The organism is Corynebacterium variabile (assembly GCF_006539825.1).
Classification (GTDB): Bacteria; Actinomycetota; Actinomycetes; order Mycobacteriales; family Mycobacteriaceae; genus Corynebacterium; species Corynebacterium variabile.
The window spans coordinates 134,343-151,806 of sequence record NZ_BJNT01000008.1 but is presented as its reverse complement, the minus strand read 5'-3'; the positions used below and the strand labels follow the sequence as shown (position 1 = coordinate 151,806).

The window sequence follows — 17,464 nt, the reverse complement described above, 5'->3', positions numbered from 1 at the left end:
CGCGGGTCAGTCGTCGTGCCCGAAGGGGTCGGCGTCCACCCCCGGGAGCCAGGAGTTGCCGGGGACGGTCCATCCCTCACGCTTCACCATCTTCTTCGCCGCGCGGGCATTGCGGCCGATGAGCATGTCGATGTAGAGGTGGCCGTCGAGGTGGCCGGTCTCGTGCTGCAGGCAGCGGGCGAAGAATCCGTAGCCCTCCACGCTCGTCGGCTCGCCGTGCTCGTCGGTGCCGGTGACGCGGGCCCAGTCGGCGCGGCCGGTGGGGTAGTCGTAGCCGGGGACCGAGAGGCACCCCTCGACATCGTCCTCGGGATCCGGCATGGTCTCCGGGATCTCACTGGTCTCCAGGACCGGGTTGATGACGCAGCCGCGGCGCATCGGGCCACCCTGGGCGTCGACCTCCTCCTGGGTCTTCCGCGTGCCCTCGGGACCGTCGATGTCGGGGCAGTCGTAGACGAAGACCCGCAGGCCCACGCCGACCTGGTTCGCGGCCAGGCCCACACCGTGGGCCAGCTCCAGGGTCTCGTACATGTCGGCGATGAGGGTGGACAGTTCGGTCCCCTCACCGAGCTGGTCGGCGGCCGGTTCGGTGACCGGCGTGGTGGGGGTGTGCAGGACGGGATCGCCGCAGATGACGACAGGAAGAACGGACATACCGTCCAGAATAACCCGCTAGACGTGCAGGTCGGACTTCTCCACCGACTTCGGCACCACGAGCACCGCGATCAGGGAGATCAGGCACATCGCGCCCAGGTAGATGCCGATCCACCAGGAGTCGCCGGTGTTGTCGAGGATCATCTGCGCGAAGGTGGACGCGAAGGCACCACCGAGGATCGACCCGAGGGCGTAACCGATCGAGGTGCCGGAGTAGCGCACGTCCGCCGGGAACATCTCGGCGTACAGGGCACACTGCGGGGCGTATGATGCCGCCAGACCGAAGGTGAGGACGACGATCGCGAAGGTCATCGAGCCGGTGGTTCCCTTGTCGATGAACCACCACATCGGCACGACCCAGGCGATGAGCAGCACATAGCCGATGGCGAAGGTGACGCGGCGTCCGATACGGTCACTGATCCAGCCGCTGTAGATGGTGAGGAGCAGCCAGGCCACACCACCGGCGAAGGCGGCGACGAGGGTCTGTGACTTCTCCATGCCCAGGGTCTTGGTGCCGTAGGAGGAGAAGAAGGCGATGATCATGTAGCCGGTGGCGTTGTTGCCGGCGAAGATCAGGGCGGCGAGCAGGACGTTCTTCCAGTGGTCACGGAAGAGTCGGCCGAGCGGTGCGGACGCGGACTGCTGACGCTCCTGCATGTCCAGGTAGACCGGAGACTCCTCGACGGCGCGGCGGATCAGGTAGCCGACGACGATGAGGACCAGTGAGGACAGGAAGGGCAGACGCCAGCCCCAGGACTCGAAGGTGTCGTCGGACATGGAGGTGTTCAGCAGGAACATGAACGAGGTCGCCAGGATCAGACCCAGCGGGACACCGATCTGCGGGTACGCGCCGAACAGTCCGCGCTTCTCGCGCGGGGCGTGCTCGACGGACATGAGGGCGGCGCCGCCCCACTCACCGCCGGCGGAGAAGCCCTGCAGGATGCGCAGCAGGATCAGCAGGACCGGCGCGGCCACGCCGATGGTCTCGTACGTCGGCAGGACGCCGATGAGGGCGGTCGCCAGACCCATACCGATCAGGGTGACCACGAGGATGGCCTTGCGTCCGTACCGGTCGCCGAGGTGGCCGGCGATGATCGCACCCAGGGGGCGGAACAGGAAGCTGATGCCGATCGAGGCCCAGGAGAAGATCTGGGCGAGGTTGTCGCTGCCGACGGGGTCGAAGAACAGTGGTGCGAAGATGAAGGCCGCGGCCTGGGCGTAGATGAAGAAGTCGTACCACTCGATGGTGGTGCCGACGAGGGTTCCGGCAAGGACCCGCTTTTCTTCGCGGGTACGTTTACCGGGCGCCTGGGCGGCCGAATCGTTGATGGCTGTAGTCACAGGGGCTCCATGGGGCTGGTCATGAATGAACGTCAGTAGGACCGTTACACTCTACGGTCATGGTGGCGCTGAGTGAACAGGAACGGGAGATTCTCGCGTTCGAGCATCTGCGGTGGTCGGCGTCAGGGGCGAAGGAAGAGGAGATCCGACGCCGGTTCGGAGTGGAACCGTGGCGGTACTTTCAGCAGCTCAACGCACTTATCGAGCGTCCTGAGGCGCAGGAGGCCGACCCGGCTATGGTGAGGATACTGCGTGAACGGCGTGACTGAAGTTACTATTGGGGCGTGACTGAGCAGAACCGACCGCGGCATTCCCGGGAGCCTGAGCAGGGCCCGTACGACAATTCCGGCTACGACGACTCCTACGACGAGGCCTACGCCTACCCGGCGGCGGCTACCGGCGCAGGTGCTGCCGGCGCTGCCGGAGTAGCCGGCACATCAGGTGAACCACCGGAGAAATCCGGCCCGCCGCTGCGTGGCATGGCCATGATCCTCACCGCCGTCGCGGTGGTCCTCATCATCTGGGGTGCCTTCTCCCTGTTCGGTGGCGACGATGACTCCGACGACACACTATCCGGCTCGGATACCTCCGCCACGGCCGCCGCACCTGCCCCCGGTGAGGCTGACCAGGGTGCTTCCGAGGCTGCAGGCGCCGACGGCAGTGACGACGCCGACGGTGCTGACGGTGCGTCGAACGATCCCGCCTCGTCCGCGCAGGCTCCCGTTCCCGGCGACGAGGCCGGCACCGGGGATTCCGCTGCCGAGGTCGACCGGGGCATCGGGGTCACGGTGCTGAACAACAGCACCGAGTCCGGTCTCTCCCAGTCGGGTGCGGACCGGGTCCGTGACAGTGACTGGACCAATGTCGGCTATGGCAACCTCCAGGGTCGTATCGAAGGCATCAGTGAGGAGTCCCGCGTCTACTACCCGGAGGGCAACGCCGCAGCTCAGGCTGCAGCCGAGCAGGTCGCGACCGACCTCGGCCTGCAGGCCGCGCCGGGCAACGCCGACTACTACAACCGCTTCCGTGAGGCGTCCGTGCGCGAAGGTGGCGCGGCCGACGCGGTCGTCGTCGTTCTGACTGGTCCGCTGGGGTGACGGACCTGCTGATGCAGTAGCATCGGCGTCATGGAATTCCCCGGTTCAGCACCGACGGTCGGTATCGAGTGGGAGGTCGCCCTCGTCGACCCGGTGACCCGCGACCTCGTCGCCAAGGCCCCGGAGATCATGGCGGAGCTCGACCGCCGGTACCCCGGGCACACCATCACCCGGGAGTTCCTCGCGAACACCCTGGAGATGGTGACCGGCGTCCACGAGATGATCCCGGACGCCGTCGAGGACTTGCGTGGTCAGCTGGCGAAGATCATGACCGTGGCGGGGGAGATGGGGGTCAATGTCTTCTCCGCTGGGACGCACCCCTTCGCCCACTGGGGTGACCAGGTGCTCAGTGAGAAGCAGAGCTACAACGAGATCATCGAACGGACCCAATACTGGGGACGCCAGATGCTCATCTGGGGGATCCATGTCCACGTCGGTGTAGGAGGCAGAGACCGGGTCTGGCCCGTAATCAACGCGGTGATGACGCAGTACCCGCACGTGCTCGCACTGTCGGCGTCCTCCCCGGCCTGGGAGGGCCTGGACACCGGCTACGCCTCGAACCGCACCCTGCTGTACCAGCAGTTGCCGACGGCGGGCATGCCGTACCAGTTCTCCGACTGGGACGAGTGGGAGGCGTTCAACGTCGACCAGGACCGGTCCGGGGTGATCAACCACACCGGGTCGATGCACTTCGACGTTCGCCCTTCGAAGTACGGCACGGTCGAGGTCCGGTTCGCGGACTCCACCATGGAGGTCCGTGAGGTCGGCGCCATCGCCGCATTCATCCACTGCCTCGTGGTGTACTACGAGCGCGAGTGGGAGGCAGGCCGTGACCTGCCGTCGCTGCAGTACTGGCATGTCGCGGAGAACAAGTGGCGTGCCGCCCGTTACGGGCTGGACGCGTTGATCATCACCGACCGGGAGACCACCGAGCGGCTGGTCACCGACGACCTCGCCGACTGGGTGGAGCGTCTGACCCCGTTGTCGGAGGAACTGGGGTGTGCTGCGGAGCTCGCGGAGGTCTCCCGGATCGTCGAGCGCGGCGGTGACTACGCCCTGCAGCGGGCGGCTGCCCGTGAGGCCGGCGCGGCGCTCGAGCCTGGTGTGCGCACCCGAGGTGACGCCGGTGCAGAGCAGGGCTTCACCCAGCCGGAGGCGTGGATCGCCGCAGTCGACCTCACGGTGGAGACGCTGAAGAAGTCGCTGTAGAGGGGCGTCCCGGGGCCACTGTTTCCCGGCTTGACCGCCTCAGGGTGGTCAGGACATCAGGACACGGAAAACCACCCCTGGACAGTCAACCCGGGGCAGATCCGGGCCGACCACCCGGAGGTGGCGGGGAAGAAACGCTATCCGTGCAGCCTGGTGGCAGCGGAACCCAGCGCGGCGGCGATGGACGAGTCCCGGTCGGCACCGAAGCCCACGGCCCAGCACTCCGCGGTCTTGTGCTGCGTGAAGATGAAGGTGACCGTCGCCTCGAAGATGTCGTACTGGTGGAACTCGAGGATCTCCACGCGACGACCGTGGTCGGCGAGGATCTGGGTCATCGCGGAGGCGGCACCCATCGAGGTGATGGAGACGCGGGTCGACATGCCGTCGCGCAGCCCGGTGATCGCCAGTTCGTAGCTCTTCCGGCCTGCGGTGAGCTTGGTGGCACGCAGTGACTCGACCCGGATCGCATCCGGTGCGTAGGTCTCGATGAAGGTGCGCCACTCCATGCCGCGGGCCTCCTGGCGCATGCCGGCGGGCAGGCGGCGTCCGAAACGGGCGCGGAAGGGATCCTCGGCGAAGGTGCGGGTGCGACGCTTCTCGATGCGGGGGAGGGGCTGCGCGGTCCGGTAGGTCACGGAGCTGGAGCGGCGTCCGGACGGGCGCAGAGTGTAGCTCGCCTGCTCATCCCTGGAGGATTCAGCGTTGGCGAAGCGGATCAGGGTAGTGGAAGACATCCGGTTGTCCTGTGGCTCGAACATGAATATGCAGTTCCCTCGAACGGTGGTGAAAGTGTCGGCTGGATGTGGACCGACGCACCGTGCGAGTATCGCACCGACCCCGAGGTGGAGGGGTCAGTCCATTCCTCCACCCGGGTGGGTTACTCGCTTGAGGGAGATGTTCATGGTCGGTGATGATACTTACATCATCGATGTGGGGCAAATCACTCTGCGTTACTCCGCGGAGCGGGCGAGGAAGAGCAGTTCAGCGGTACCGATGGCGTGAATCTCATCCGGCGAGACAGATTCGTCCGCAGAGTGGATACGGCAGGCGGGTTCCTCGATACCGAAGAGTCCGAGCTCGGCGTCCGGGAAGTGGGACAGCAGGGCGTTGCACAGCGGGATGGACCCGCCGGATCCGATCTCGGCGGTCGTCTCGGCGCCGTAGGCGTCCGCCAGGGACGCGGTCAGCCGGGCCAGGGCGGGGCCGGTGATGTCGGCGAGGAAGGGGGACGCCAGGGTGTCACGCTCGATGGTCAGCTTCGCGTGCTGCGGCACGTGGGTCTCCAGGTGGGCGATCAGGGCGTCCTGGGCGACCTTGGCGTCCATTCCCGGCGGGACACGCAGGCTGATGTGGGCGGCGGCCCGGGCGACGACGGCGTTCACGGCATCGGCCACGGACAGTGAGTCGAGACCGGTGACCGTGATCGAGGGGCGGGCGACGGTGAGGTCGTTGGGGTTCAGTCCCTGGGCCTCGCCGAGCAGGTCCACGCCGTCGAGGATGCCGGCGTCGCGCCGGAAGGTCGCCGCATCGGGGCCGCGTCCCTCCCACCGGGCGTCGGAGTCCAGGCCGTCGACGGCGACGAGTCCGTTGTCGTCGTGGAGGGTGGCGAGCAGGTGGATCAGCGAGAGCAGGGCGTCCGGGGCGGCGCCGCCGTACTGTCCGGAGTGCATCGGCTGGTCGAGGGTCTCCACCGTGACGGTCACCGGAGCGGTGCCGCGCAGGGCCGTACCGACCGCGGGGACGCCGAGAGCGTCGTTACCGGAGTCCGCGATGAGGAAGACGTCGGCGGCGAACAGGTCCGGCTTCTCCGCCAGCAGGTCCTCCAGTCCGTACCCGCCGCGCTCCTCGGAGCCCTCGACGAGGACGCGGACGCCCACCTTGGAGACATCCGGGAACTCGGTGGCCAGTTCATTGAGGGCGCGCAAAACGGCCAGGTGCATGACCACGTGGCCCTTGCAGTCGGCGGCGCCGCGGCCGTACCAGCGGCCGTCCCGCTCGGTGAGCTCCCAGGGGGAGGCGGTCCAGTTCTCCACGTCGGAGGCGGGCTGCACGTCGAAGTGGGAGTAGAGGAGGATCGTCGGGAATCCCTCTGCAGGCTCACGCAGGCCGATGACCGAGGTCGAACCGTCACTGGTCACGTGGGGTTCGACGGGGATGCCGACCTCGCGGAAGGAGTTGACGACCCAGGCGGCGGCGTCCGCGTTGTCCTTCTCCAACCCGGGGGTGGAGTGGACGGAGCGGAAGGCGACGAGTTCGGTGAGTGCCTCACGGACGAAAGGCATCTGTGCGGCCATCGCCGCGCGGGCGGCCTCCGGAGTGGGGGAGGTCTGTTCAGTCGGGGAGTCAGTCATGGAAATGAGGATAGCGCGTCGCCCGGCACCCCTCCTTGCACTCGAGGGGTGAGACTGCTAAAAACGGGGTTAGCACTTACCCGTATTGAGTGCCAGACAATCTGGTTCGGGCTCGGTCTACGAGTCGCTTCACGAGCCACTTCAGGTGCAGTGAGGGTGGATGACGCGACATGCGTCCACCCGTGCCGTCGCGGGCGCTGCCTCTGAACCGTACGTGTCGCTCCTACTCTCACACGGAGGAAAACGAGCCACATGGCTAAAATGATTGCTTTTGACGAGGAGGCCCGTCGCGGCCTGGAGAAGGGTCTCAACACCCTCGCGGACGCCGTGAAGGTCACCCTCGGCCCGAAGGGACGCAACGTCGTCCTGGAGCGCAAGTGGGGCGCCCCCATGATCACCAACGACGGCGTCACCATCGCCCGGGAGATCGACCTCGAGGACCCCTACGAGAAGATCGGTGCCGAGCTGGTCAAGGAGGTCGCCAAGAAAACCGACGACGTCGCCGGCGACGGCACCACCACCGCCACCGTTCTGGCCCAGGCCCTGGTCAAGGAGGGTCTGCGCAACGTCGCGGCCGGCTCCAACCCCATGGGCATCAAGCGCGGTATCCAGGCCGGTGTCGAGAAGGTCGCCACCGAGCTGCTCAGCACCGCCAAGGAGATCGAGACCCGCGAGCAGATCGCCGCCACCGCCGGCATCTCCGCCGCGGACGAGAAGATCGGTGAGCTCATCGCCGAGGCCATGTACGCCGTGGGCGACGGCGAGCTCAACAAGGAGGGTGTCATCACCGTCGAGGAGTCCAACGCCTTCGGCGTGACCCTCGAGACCACGGAGGGTATGCGCTTCGATAAGGGCTACATCTCCGCGTACTTCGCCACCGATATCGAGCGCGGCGAGGCTGTCCTGGAGGACCCCTACATCCTCCTGGTCTCCTCCAAGATCTCCAACGTCAAGGACCTGCTGCCGCTGCTCGAGAAGATCATGCAGTCCGGCAAGCCGCTGCTGATCATCGCCGAGGACATCGAGGGTGAGGCCCTGTCCACCCTCGTCGTCAACAAGATCCGCGGCACCTTCAAGTCCGTCGCCGTCAAGGCCCCGGGTTTCGGTGACCGCCGCAAGGCCCAGCTGCAGGACATCGCCATCCTCACCGGTGGCCAGGTCATCGCCGAAGAGGTCGGCCTCTCTCTCGAGACCGCCGACCTGCCGCTGCTGGGTACCGCCCGCAAGGTCGTCGTCACCAAGGACGACACCACCATCGTCGACGGCGCCGGCTCCTCCGAGCAGCTCGCCGGTCGCGTCCGCCAGATCCGTCAGGAGATCGAGAACGCGGACTCCGACTACGACAAGGAGAAGCTCCAGGAGCGTCTCGCCAAGCTGGCCGGCGGCGTCGCCGTACTGCAGGTCGGTGCCGCCACCGAGGTGGAGCTCAAGGAGCGCAAGCACCGCATCGAGGACGCCGTCCGTAACGCCAAGGCTGCCGCCGAGGAGGGCATCGTCGCCGGTGGTGGCGCTGCGCTGCTGCAGGCCGCCCACGTCCTCGCCGACAACCTCGGTCTGGAGGGTGACGAGGCCACCGGTGTGCAGATCGTGCGCGCCGCCCTCTCCTCCCCGCTGAAGCAGATCGCCTTCAACGCCGGCCTGGAGCCGGGCGTCGTCGTCGACAAGGTCGCCAACCTGGAGAGCGGGCACGGTCTCAACGCCGCGACCGGCGAGTACGTCGACCTGCTGGCCGGCGGCATCGCCGACCCGGTGAAGGTCACCCGTTCCGCACTGCAGAACGCGGCCTCCATCGCCAGCCTCTTCCTCACCACCGAGGCTGTCGTCGCCGACAAGCCCGAGCCCGAGGCTGCTGCAGCCCCGGACATGGGTGACATGGGCGGCATGGGCGGCTTCTGATCCCCCGTAGGTGGGCAGACGGGTTGCATTCGCCGGGGACAGCATTAGTATTGTCCCCCGACGGCCCGCCCGGGTCGACTGCATACGATTCCTCTCAGGGAGAACACCATGACCGACCTTCTCGGCCTCTTCGAGAACCTGTCCACCTTCTTCGGCGGTTTCGCTGACGTCTTCTCCGGCCTGTTCGACATCTTCGACGCCGGTTCCGAGCTGTCCTCCTAGGACCTCGCCGCTTCAGTGGCCCGGTCCCCGCTACAGCGGGGCCGGGCCACTGTCGTGCCTGCCGCCGTGTGCACGTCCGTTGCCGGACACCGGGATTTTCCGTTTCGGGGGTACACGAGGGGGAACGGGGTGCGCGGCCTGCGGGTGACGGCGGGCTGTTCGCTCTAGGATGGGGGTATGGCTGACAGTATGGGTACGGGTACAGGTGACAACCAGGAGTTCCACATCGTCGATCTGGCGGCCACCGAGGGGTACCTGGTGGATGACTCGGATGAAGACGATCCGGTACTCATCACCCCCGACGGGCACCGGGTGGACACCTGGCGGGAAAACTACCCATACACCGAGCGGCTCGACCGCGACGAGTACGAGTCCACCAAGCGCGCGTTGCAGATCGAGCTGCTGAAGTGGCAGAACTGGACCAAGGACACGGGTCAGAAGCACGTCATCCTCTTCGAGGGACGCGACGCTGCCGGCAAGGGCGGCACCATCAAGCGGTTCAACGAGCACCTCAACCCCCGTGGTGCCCGGACCGTCGCCCTGGAGAAGCCCAGCCCGCGGGAGTCGACGTCCTGGTACTTCCAGCGCTACATCCAGCACCTGCCCTGTGCTGGCGAGATCGTCTTCTTCGACCGTTCCTGGTACAACCGCTCAGGTGTCGAGCGCGTCATGGGCTTCTGCACCAATGACCAGCACGCGGAGTTCCTCCGAGAAGTGCCGATGCTGGAGAACATGCTCATGGGCTCCGGGATCAGCCTGACGAAGTTCTGGTTCTCGGTGACGCAGAAGGAGCAGCGGACCCGCTTCGCCATCCGGCAGGTCGATCCGGTGCGTCAGTGGAAACTGTCGCCGATGGATCTGGCGTCCCTCGACCGGTGGGAGGACTACACCCGGGCCAAGGAGGAGCAGTTCCGTTACACGGACACGAATGAGTCCCCCTGGATCACCATCAAGTCCAACGACAAGAAGCGTGCCCGCCTCAACGCCATGCGTTATGTGCTGAGCAAATTCGACTACACCGGCAAGGACTACGACCTGGTGGGCCAGCCGGACCCGAAGATCGTGAAGCGGGGACGCGACCAGATCGGCGACTAGGACGACTGGTCGGTCTCCTCCTCGGAGGCAATGATCGATTTGGCCAGCTTCTTCAGATGCTTGAGCTGCTTGGAGGTGGATTCGTCGAGGGCCTTGTCCTCGGCGTCCTGCACCACGGGGGTCAGCTTCTCCTGTGCCTTGCGCCCCCTCTTCGTTGCCGAGATGATCTGTCGGCGACGGTCCTTGGGGTCCTTCACCCGCTGTGCCAGTGACCGCTGCTCCAGTGAGTCCACGAGGCGGACCATGTCGGAGCGGTCCACTCCGATGACCTCTCCGAGGGTGGTCTGGCTGGTGGCGTCCCCGTCGACCAGGTAGGTCAGAACCCAGTATTCCCGGAGGTTGAACCCCTCGCGGGCCAGGTCTGCCTCGACGAATTCCCGGGTGCGTCGGCGCAGTCGCTCCAGCTGGAAGGAGGGGGACGCGAGGAGGTTGTGCGGCAGGTGTGGGGAATCGGCCATACGCACCAGAATAGCGGTTCCGGGATGGGGTGGCCCAATTGTGGGGATTCCCCCGTATCTGCCCTGTCGGTGGTTCCGGTCGCCGCAGGTCAGGGCAGTGGGTGGTCGGTCAGTTCCGGGGTTCGGTCTGATCACCGACGATCGGCAGGCCGGCGTCGCGCCACCCGGAGGTTCCGTTGGCGACGTTGATCGCGTCAATGCCGTTCATCTCCAGCCACTGGCAGGCGCGGGCGGAGCGGCCACCGGAGAGGCAGATGAGGTAGATGTCCCGGTCGAAGTCGAATTCTCCGTAGCGTTCCTGGAGCTGGGAGAGGGGGAGGTTCTCGGCACCTTCGGCGTGCCACTGCGCGTACTCGTCGGGCTCGCGGATGTCGATGAGCTGGGCTCCGGCAGGGACCTCGGTGGGCTGGACAGTCTCGAAATCACTCATGGTCGACCACTCTACGCCCGCGTCCGGAGAGATCCGATGCTGAACATAATATTTGTATTTCTATTCCTAACGCTGAGGTGAGGTGGTGGGGTTCGCGTCAATCTTCCGACAACGGTGGCGGAGTGGTCCGGAATGAGACATGGTCGTGGCAATCCCTGATCACCCCCCTACCTTTTACCCCCCTACCGAATTCTTCCCGCTACGTCCTGCGCTGCCAAGCAGTGCTCCGAAAGGCCCTCACGTGTCACTCACCCTCACGCCCGCACGCTCCGTGGCGGCTCTCGCCCTGGCCGCCGTCTCTGCTGTCACTGTCGGGCTCGCCGGTGCGCCGACCGCCGGAGCCACAGAGCAGGACAAGGCCATCGTCTCCGACAACCGGACCATCGCCGACATCCCCGTGGTGAGTCCGATCGCCGCGCAGGCGATCCTGCTGCGGGATGCCCGGGTGCCGATCGTGGTGCTCGGCGCCCGCCTCGACGAAGACTGCGCCCGTCCGCAGGTGCTCGATGACCGGTTGGACGCCGCCACCGAGCTGTCCCGTACCCATCTGCTCAACCCGGTTATCGTCAGCGGTGGCGCGACCCAGACGGACTGTCCCACTGAGGCCGCGGCCATGGAGAGCGGACTTCATGAACGGGGTGTGACCAACCAGGTCCTCATCGAGGACGAGTCGGACAGCACCGTCGCCAATGTGCAGAACACCAAGTCGATGATCTCCGACCGTGGCGGACTGGCCGTGGTCGTCACCTCCAGCCCGCACAACGTCCGCGCCCTGCAGAACTTCCGGGACGCCGGGATCGAGGCCGTGGCCTACGTCGGCGGCGAGGGCTGATCGCCGGACAGGCTGCTACGGCAGCAGGCCCGTCATGGCCGCGGCGACGATGACCGCGGAGACCTGCTGGGCGAGGAACCTGCTGCCGGCCAGTGAGGGGTGGGCCGGCATGTTGTAGTCCGGGGTGGTGGTGTCCGTGACCCCGGAGATGAAGCGGTCGGCGTCCAGCCCGCAGCTGGAGTTCGCCTCGATGGTCATCGACCGGATGTCGATGAACTGGACATCTGCCTGTGCGGCGGCGGCCCGTTGGTTGTTCTGGGTCGCGGCCTCGAAGTCGGCGGTTTTTCTGTCGATTGCTCCGGTCGGCTGGTCGGGCACGGTGTTGCGGTCGCAGAAACTTCCCTCCGCGTTCGTGGTCGCCAGTCGGCCGAGGATGGCGATCTGTGCCCCGGGAGCGACGGCCCGCACCTTCTCCACCGCAGAGACCAGGTTGGCGACGACCTCGACATCCGGTACTTCCTGCCGCTTGTCGTTCATGCCGGCAGCCAGGATCACCAGTGAGGTGTCGTTGATGTGACCGGAGGCGATGGCGCGGTCGATCCGGCCCAGCATCCGGCCGGTCGTGTGCGCATTGCAGGCCCAGTTCTGGACCGGGCGCCGGGTGATCGCGCCCAGTTGGGCGGGCCAGGCATCCGGTGCGGTGAGGCACCCTTCGGTGCGTGGGTAGGTGGGGTAGTTCTGAGGCGCGGCGTTGACGTAGCTCGCGGAGTTCGAGGTGAAGGAGTCGCCGAAAGCGACGATGTTGTTGCCGGTGTCCGTCGAGTAGGGGTTCTCGAAGGTGGCTCCGGTGCCGGTGGGAGTTGTCGGAGAACTCAGGGAGCCGGTGGCGGCCCCGGCAGGGGCGGCGACGGCGGGGGACGCCAGGATGGTCAGGGCAAGGGGCGCCAGGATGTGGCGACGGCGCATGCGCAGGTCTCCTTCAGTACAGGATCAGTAGGGGGGAAGGAGAGAAGGCATAGCAGGCACAGCAGGTACAACAGGCACAGCGACTGAGGTGAGACAAACTGTAGAGCACTGCTGGGGCGCATGGGACACAAGGTGCCCAAGAATTTCCCGAGAACACCGTGGAATACACAGAACCCTTCCCCGGGTAGTGCCACCGGTGACGGCGGGACTGCCCGGGGAGGGCGTCTGGAAAAGAGAAGGAGGGGGAGCGGTCCTACTTGTTGCGCTCGATGGCCTCGGCGAGAATCTTCTCGGCCTCGGCCTTGTCGCCCCAACCGGAACCGTGGACTTCCTTGCCCGGCTCCAGGTCCTTGTAGTGGACGAAGAAGTGCTCGACCTCGTCCTTGACGTCCTGGGCGATGTCGTCGATGTCCTGGAACTTCTCGTAGCGGACGTCGTCGATGACGCACAGCAGCTTGTCATCGCCGCCGGCCTCGTCGGTCATCTTGAAGACGCCGACCGGGCGGGCCTTGACGATGACGCCCGGGAACAGGGGTTCGGGGAGGATGACGAGGGCGTCCAGCGGGTCGCCGTCCTCACCCAGGGTGTGGTCGATGAAGCCGTAGTCGGCCGGGTACGCCATGGGGGTGAAGAGGTAACGGTCCAGGTAGACCTTGCCGGTCTCGTGGTCGACCTCGTACTTGTTGCGGGAACCCTTGGGGATCTCGATGGTGACTTCGATGCTCATGGGCAGCCAGTCTACCCTGCTGCTTCGGCATCTCCGGCGATACCCGCCAGGGTCTGCTCAATTCCCTTGTGCAGCTCGGCCTCGAAGGTGTCGTTGCCGCCGAGGAACGCAGCCACCAGCCCGCGGGAGATCGCGGAGGTGTTCCCCTGCACGATGCGGGACTCGGTGACCGTGGTGGTGCCGTCGCCGTTGTCGACGAGGTCGTAGCGCCACCGGGAACCGTTGATCGGGATCCGGAACTCCAGGGTCTTCGCCGGCTCCCAGGCGGTGACCTTCGACCACGTCGGCCAGAACAGGACACCGCGGCGGTTGAGGTTCACGGTGGTGGTACCGGGACGCGGCGTCCCCGAACCGAGGACGAGCATCTTGCGGCACTGCGGGCTGCGGCGACCCATGGCCGACAGGTCGGAGACCGCGTGCCAGACGCGGTCCGGGGAGGCGTTGATGGTGCGGGACGCGGTGATCAGTTCTTTTGCCATGGACATGGAGCATACGTTCCGGAAACGAACTCCGCAGACATTCCGATGAGGCTCTACAGTCATGGGCACGCAGAACAGGAGTAGAGGAGCGAGACGATACACCGTGGAACCGGACACCGACTTCCTGGTCCGCCGGGCCGGGGTGGAGGACGCGCTGCAGATCGCCGATGTCCACGTAGCCGCCTGGCGGGAGACCTACGGTCCGCTCCTGCCGGCCGGTGCGCTGGACAGTCTCGACGCCGGGGAGAGAGCTCAGAAGTGGGCCGGGATCATCGCCGGGGGTGAAGAGGTGCTGGTGGCGGAGGACGCCGGGGGTATCGTCGCCTGGGCTTCGGGCGGGCCGGGACGTGACGACGACGCACCGGTGGACCGCGAACTCGAGGGCATCTACTCCCCTGCCCGCGTCCATGGCTCCGGTGTCGGACAGCTGCTGTTGGACGCGGTGATCGCGGACAGTCCCGCTTACCTGTGGGTCCTCGACGGCAATGCCCGTGCCGAGGCGTTCTACCGCTGCAACGGTTTCCGTAGGGACGGTGCGGAACGCGAACACGCCGTGGCGGGCATTCCCCGGACGACCGTCCGGATGGTGAGGAGCTGACGATGGGAACCGGGTCGTCCGATACTCTGTGGGGGTCATATCCCGAAACCGGAAGGCCCCGATGCCAGAGATGAGCACGAACTCCTCACGCCGTTGGCTCTACGGCATCGGTGCGTTCGTTGTCGCCGTCATCGTCATCGTCGCTGCAGCTCTCGTGGTCAACCGGTCCAGCGGGTCGGACATCGAGGCAGCCGAGGAGATCGCTGCGGCGTCCCCGGTGGTCGGGGCCGTGCCCGCCGAGGGGGCGGACAACTCCGCCCCCGACACCGAGGCCGTGGCGTCCGCCCTCGCCGGTCCTGCCGCTGACGGTGCTCTCGGGCAGGTCACCGGGCATGTCACCGACGTGGCCACCGGTGAGGAGATCTGGTCGGCGAACCCGGACCGCACACTGGTCCCGGCATCCGCCACGAAGCTGACCACGGCGACCGCCGCGCTGCTCACCCTGCCCGTCGACGACCGGGTGGAGACCTCGGTGCTGGCCGGCGACGAGCCGGGGCAGCTCATCCTGCGCGGTGGCGGCGACGTCACCCTGCAGCGCAGCAAGGATTCCGGGTTCTTCACCGACGCCCCCACCATCGAGGATCTTGCCGGGCAGGTCACCGAAGCTCTCGGCGGCCAGCCGGTCACCTCGGTCGTCGTCGACAACTCGGTCCGCGAGGGCGACCTGTTCAACTCCACCTGGTCGACCGACGATATCGGAGCAGGCAATGTCGCCCCGCTCGGTGCGGTGATGCTGGACGCCGGACGTACCGACCCCACCGAGAACTATTCACCGCGGTCGAATACCCCGGCTGCCGACGCCGGTCATGCCCTGGCGGACGCCCTCGGCGCCCCGGACGCCTCGGTGAGCGTCTCCGAGGACCCGGTCGGGTCGGAGGCCGACGGTGACAGCGGCGACGAGGCCGCCGACGCACTCGGTACCGTCTACTCCGCCCCGCTCGGCACCCGCCTGCGGGACATGATGCTGCACAGCGACAACCTCCTCGCCGAAGCCGTCGGCCGCGAGGTCGCCGCCGCCCGCGACAAGCCCGCGACCTTCTCCGGCGCCACCGACGCGATCCTCGAGACCCTGGGGGAGGCGGGCATCGATGTCGACAAGGCCGTGCTCAAGGACTGCTCGGGCATGAGTGAGGACAACCGGCTCAGCGCCCGGATCCTCGACGGCGTCCTCGCGCTCGCCGCCGGCTCACCGGTCAGCGACGATGTGGATGACGTGGAGGATGACGACATCGCCGACCGTGCCGCCGAACTGCGCCTTCTGCTCGACGCCCTGCCGGTCGCCGCCGCCGACGGAACCCTGTCCGACCGCTACCTTTCCGGCTCCGGGGCCGAATCGGCCGCCGGCCGGGTCCGGGCGAAGACCGGCACCCTCGACGGGGTCAACGCGCTCGCCGGCACACTGACCACCGACTCGGGCCGCGTCCTCACCTTCGCCTTCCTGTCCAACGGCTCCGACCAGGACGCCGGCCGCGCCGCGCTCGACCGTCTCGCCGCCGCCCTGCGCAAGGTGTAGTCCCGATGCGTCCCGGTCGTCCCGGCCCGGCGACCCTCGCTGTCCGGCACAGCCTCGCCGACCTCCTCGACCACGCCGGACTGCACCGCGGGGACGCCGTGGTCTGCGGGGTCTCCGGGGGAGGGGACTCGCTGGCCCTGGCCGCCGCCTGTGTCCACGCCGGACTGGCGGTCACGACCGTGACCGTCGACCACCGGCTCCAGGACGGCTCGGACCGGGTCGCCGCACGCGCCGCACAGCAGTGCCGCGACCTCGGTGCGACGGCGACGGTGGTCACCGTCGCCGTCGACGGTCCGGGGGAGGGGCCGGCCCGCGCCGCCCGTTACCGGGCACTCGGCGAGGCTGCCGACGGTCGACCCGTGCTCGTCGCCCACACCGCCGACGATGACGCCGAAGGCCTGCTGCTCTCCCTGACCCGCGGGTCGGGGACCGGCAGCCTCGCCGGCCTCCGGGAGATCACCGGTGACCATCCGGTGGTGGACGCCGGGGCGTCCTTCCTGGGACGCCCGCTGCTGGCCGCCACCCGCAGGCAGACCCGCGGCAGCTGCGCCGAACTCGGACTCGGGATCTGGGACGACCCCCACAATGAACACCCCGAGATCCTGCGCTCGCGGGTGCGCCACGAACTGCTCCCGGTGATGCGGGAGATCCTCGGCCCGCGGGTGGACGCCGCACTCACCCGCAGCGCCCGGATGCTGCGGGAGGACGCCGACCTGCTCGACGACCAGGCGGCCGGAGCACTCGAGTCCGCCGGGGTCGTGCCGGGCGACCGGCTGCCGGTGACCGTGCTCGCCGACCGGCCGGCACCGCTACGCCGCCGGATGCTGCGGGACTGGCTCGCCGGGGTCGCCGGACCGCTGACCTCGGTCCACCTGGCCCGGATCGACGCCCTGGTCGCTGACTGGCACGGACAGGGCCCCGTGGCCGTGCCGCACCCGGATCAGCCGGGGCCTACAATCGATGTCCGACGCAATACCCACCGACGTGTGGTCCGGCGGCGTGACGGCGCCCTGGAGACCACACACCTGAGGAGACTGGACACCGTGACCGCCGACAACCCCGAGATTCCCGACCACCCTTTCGGCGACGACATCTCCGGGATCCTCATCGACGAGCCGACGCTGCAACGCCGCGTCCGCGAACTCGCCGACGAGGTCAGCGACCGGCACCGGGACGCCCCGGAGGACCTCGTCCTCGTCTGCGTCCTCAAGGGTGCCGCCGTGTTCATGTCCGACTTCTCCCGTGCCCTGTCGGTGCCCGCCCAGCTGGAGTTCATGGTCGTCTCCTCCTACGGCTCCGGGGCGGAATCCTCGGGTACCGTGACCATCGTCAAGGACCTGGCGACCGACATCGCCGGCCGGGACGTGGTCATCGTCGAGGACATCATCGACTCCGGCCGGACGCTGTCCTGGCTGGTCAAGGATCTCCAGGGCCGCGGGCCGAAGAGCCTCGAGGTCGTCGCCCTGCTGCGCAAGCCGGACCGCGTCGTCGTGGACGTCGAGTGCTCCGCCCTGGGCTTCGAGGTCCCCGACGAGTTCATCGTCGGCTACGGTCTCGACTACGCCGAGCGCTACCGGACGCTGCCGTGGATCGGAGCGCTGCGTCCCGAGGTGTACAGCTGATTCATCCGGCCCGCCCCTGCGATACCCTAGGGAG

General features: G+C 67.4%; 19 protein-coding genes and 1 pseudogene. 11 read left to right on the top strand and 9 right to left on the bottom strand.

What is annotated here, in order from left to right:
• Window positions 1-6: 6 nt before the first annotated feature.
• The gene (locus tag CVA01_RS06135) at window positions 7-654 is read right to left on the bottom strand and encodes a peptide deformylase (RefSeq protein ID WP_014009007.1); all 648 of its coding nucleotides are present in this window, start codon (window positions 652-654) and stop codon (window positions 7-9) included.
• A gap of 18 nt (window positions 655-672) precedes the next feature.
• Window positions 673-1,995 carry an MFS transporter gene (locus CVA01_RS06130; RefSeq protein ID WP_141329422.1) on the bottom strand — a complete coding sequence of 441 codons (1,323 nt, stop codon included), beginning with the start codon at window positions 1,993-1,995 and terminating at the stop codon, window positions 673-675.
• A gap of 59 nt (window positions 1,996-2,054) precedes the next feature.
• On the opposite strand from CVA01_RS06130, the gene CVA01_RS06125 reads away from it, so the two are divergent.
• Genes CVA01_RS06125 through CVA01_RS06115 form a run of 3 tightly spaced genes read left to right on the top strand, consistent with a single transcriptional unit; the run spans window position 2,055 to window position 4,301 of the window.
• The gene (locus tag CVA01_RS06125) at window positions 2,055-2,264 is read left to right on the top strand and encodes a DUF3263 domain-containing protein (RefSeq protein WP_014009008.1); all 210 of its coding nucleotides are present in this window, start codon (window positions 2,055-2,057) and stop codon (window positions 2,262-2,264) included.
• Between the two features lie 15 nt (window positions 2,265-2,279).
• The gene (locus CVA01_RS06120; protein WP_141329420.1) at window positions 2,280-3,092 is read left to right on the top strand and encodes a LytR C-terminal domain-containing protein; all 813 of its coding nucleotides are present in this window, start codon (window positions 2,280-2,282) and stop codon (window positions 3,090-3,092) included.
• Between the two features lie 30 nt (window positions 3,093-3,122).
• Complete coding sequence (locus tag CVA01_RS06115) at window positions 3,123-4,301, top strand: glutamate--cysteine ligase (RefSeq protein ID WP_141329418.1); 1,179 nt, start codon at window positions 3,123-3,125, stop codon at window positions 4,299-4,301.
• 137 nt (window positions 4,302-4,438) lie between these two features.
• Here the strand turns inward: CVA01_RS06115 and CVA01_RS06110 are convergent, their stop codons facing one another.
• Together CVA01_RS06110 and CVA01_RS06105 are read right to left on the bottom strand one after the other, a co-directional pair.
• Window positions 4,439-5,059 (bottom strand): hypothetical protein, encoded by a 621-nt coding sequence (locus CVA01_RS06110; RefSeq protein ID WP_141329416.1) that lies wholly within the window; start codon window positions 5,057-5,059, stop codon window positions 4,439-4,441.
• A 192-nt stretch (window positions 5,060-5,251) separates the two neighbouring features.
• Window positions 5,252-6,652 (bottom strand): dipeptidase, encoded by a 1,401-nt coding sequence (locus CVA01_RS06105; protein WP_014009012.1) that lies wholly within the window; start codon window positions 6,650-6,652, stop codon window positions 5,252-5,254.
• A gap of 252 nt (window positions 6,653-6,904) precedes the next feature.
• Here CVA01_RS06105 and groL point away from each other — a divergent pair, with 252 nt between their 5' ends.
• From groL to ppk2, 3 genes are all read left to right on the top strand, one after another.
• Entirely contained in the window at window positions 6,905-8,548 is a 1,644-nt protein-coding gene (groL, locus tag CVA01_RS06100) for a chaperonin GroEL (RefSeq protein WP_141329414.1), read from the top strand.
• A gap of 108 nt (window positions 8,549-8,656) precedes the next feature.
• Window positions 8,657-8,770, top strand: a complete 114-nt coding sequence (locus tag CVA01_RS14890; RefSeq protein WP_158307480.1) for a PorACj family cell wall channel-forming small protein — start codon at window positions 8,657-8,659, stop codon at window positions 8,768-8,770.
• Window positions 8,771-8,959: 189 nt separating this feature from the next.
• Complete coding sequence (gene ppk2 / locus CVA01_RS06095; RefSeq protein WP_141329464.1) at window positions 8,960-9,865, top strand: polyphosphate kinase 2; 906 nt, start codon at window positions 8,960-8,962, stop codon at window positions 9,863-9,865.
• Here ppk2 and CVA01_RS06090 read toward each other — a convergent pair.
• Together CVA01_RS06090 and CVA01_RS06085 are read right to left on the bottom strand one after the other, a co-directional pair.
• Window positions 9,862-10,323 carry a MarR family winged helix-turn-helix transcriptional regulator gene (locus CVA01_RS06090; protein WP_041629777.1) on the bottom strand — a complete coding sequence of 154 codons (462 nt, stop codon included), beginning with the start codon at window positions 10,321-10,323 and terminating at the stop codon, window positions 9,862-9,864. The genes ppk2 and CVA01_RS06090 overlap by 4 nt on opposite strands.
• 109 nt (window positions 10,324-10,432) lie before the next feature.
• Window positions 10,433-10,753: a rhodanese-like domain-containing protein gene (locus tag CVA01_RS06085; protein WP_073884451.1), complete on the bottom strand. Its 321-nt coding sequence runs from the start codon at window positions 10,751-10,753 to the stop codon at window positions 10,433-10,435.
• 241 nt (window positions 10,754-10,994) lie between these two features.
• Here CVA01_RS06085 and CVA01_RS06080 point away from each other — a divergent pair, with 241 nt between their 5' ends.
• Window positions 10,995-11,585, top strand: coding sequence for a YdcF family protein (locus tag CVA01_RS06080; protein WP_041629779.1), 591 nt, complete (start codon window positions 10,995-10,997; stop codon window positions 11,583-11,585).
• A gap of 15 nt (window positions 11,586-11,600) precedes the next feature.
• Here the strand turns inward: CVA01_RS06080 and CVA01_RS06075 are convergent, their stop codons facing one another.
• The 3 genes from CVA01_RS06075 to CVA01_RS06065 all read right to left on the bottom strand — a co-directional run bounded on the left by CVA01_RS06075 (window position 11,601) and on the right by CVA01_RS06065 (window position 13,697).
• Window positions 11,601-12,491: an SGNH/GDSL hydrolase family protein gene (locus CVA01_RS06075; RefSeq protein ID WP_141329410.1), complete on the bottom strand. Its 891-nt coding sequence runs from the start codon at window positions 12,489-12,491 to the stop codon at window positions 11,601-11,603.
• A 253-nt stretch (window positions 12,492-12,744) separates the two neighbouring features.
• Window positions 12,745-13,218, bottom strand: a complete 474-nt coding sequence (locus CVA01_RS06070; RefSeq protein WP_014009018.1) for an inorganic diphosphatase — start codon at window positions 13,216-13,218, stop codon at window positions 12,745-12,747.
• An 11-nt stretch (window positions 13,219-13,229) separates the two neighbouring features.
• Window positions 13,230-13,697 (bottom strand): SRPBCC family protein, encoded by a 468-nt coding sequence (locus CVA01_RS06065; protein ID WP_041630376.1) that lies wholly within the window; start codon window positions 13,695-13,697, stop codon window positions 13,230-13,232.
• A gap of 103 nt (window positions 13,698-13,800) precedes the next feature.
• On the opposite strand from CVA01_RS06065, the gene CVA01_RS06060 reads away from it, so the two are divergent.
• The 4 genes and pseudogenes from CVA01_RS06060 to hpt all read left to right on the top strand — a co-directional run bounded on the left by CVA01_RS06060 (window position 13,801) and on the right by hpt (window position 17,430).
• Window positions 13,801-14,295: a GNAT family N-acetyltransferase gene (locus CVA01_RS06060; protein WP_218024560.1), complete on the top strand. Its 495-nt coding sequence runs from the start codon at window positions 13,801-13,803 to the stop codon at window positions 14,293-14,295.
• A 70-nt stretch (window positions 14,296-14,365) separates the two neighbouring features.
• Complete coding sequence (dacB, locus tag CVA01_RS06055) at window positions 14,366-15,808, top strand: D-alanyl-D-alanine carboxypeptidase/D-alanyl-D-alanine endopeptidase (RefSeq protein WP_307723359.1); 1,443 nt, start codon at window positions 14,366-14,368, stop codon at window positions 15,806-15,808.
• A gap of 5 nt (window positions 15,809-15,813) precedes the next feature.
• A pseudogene (tilS, locus tag CVA01_RS06050) lies at window positions 15,814-16,767 on the top strand (tRNA lysidine(34) synthetase TilS); the annotation flags it as partial.
• Window positions 16,768-16,842: 75 nt separating this feature from the next.
• Window positions 16,843-17,430, top strand: a complete 588-nt coding sequence (hpt, locus tag CVA01_RS15070; protein ID WP_200859083.1) for a hypoxanthine phosphoribosyltransferase — start codon at window positions 16,843-16,845, stop codon at window positions 17,428-17,430.
• Window positions 17,431-17,464: the final 34 nt, after the last annotated feature.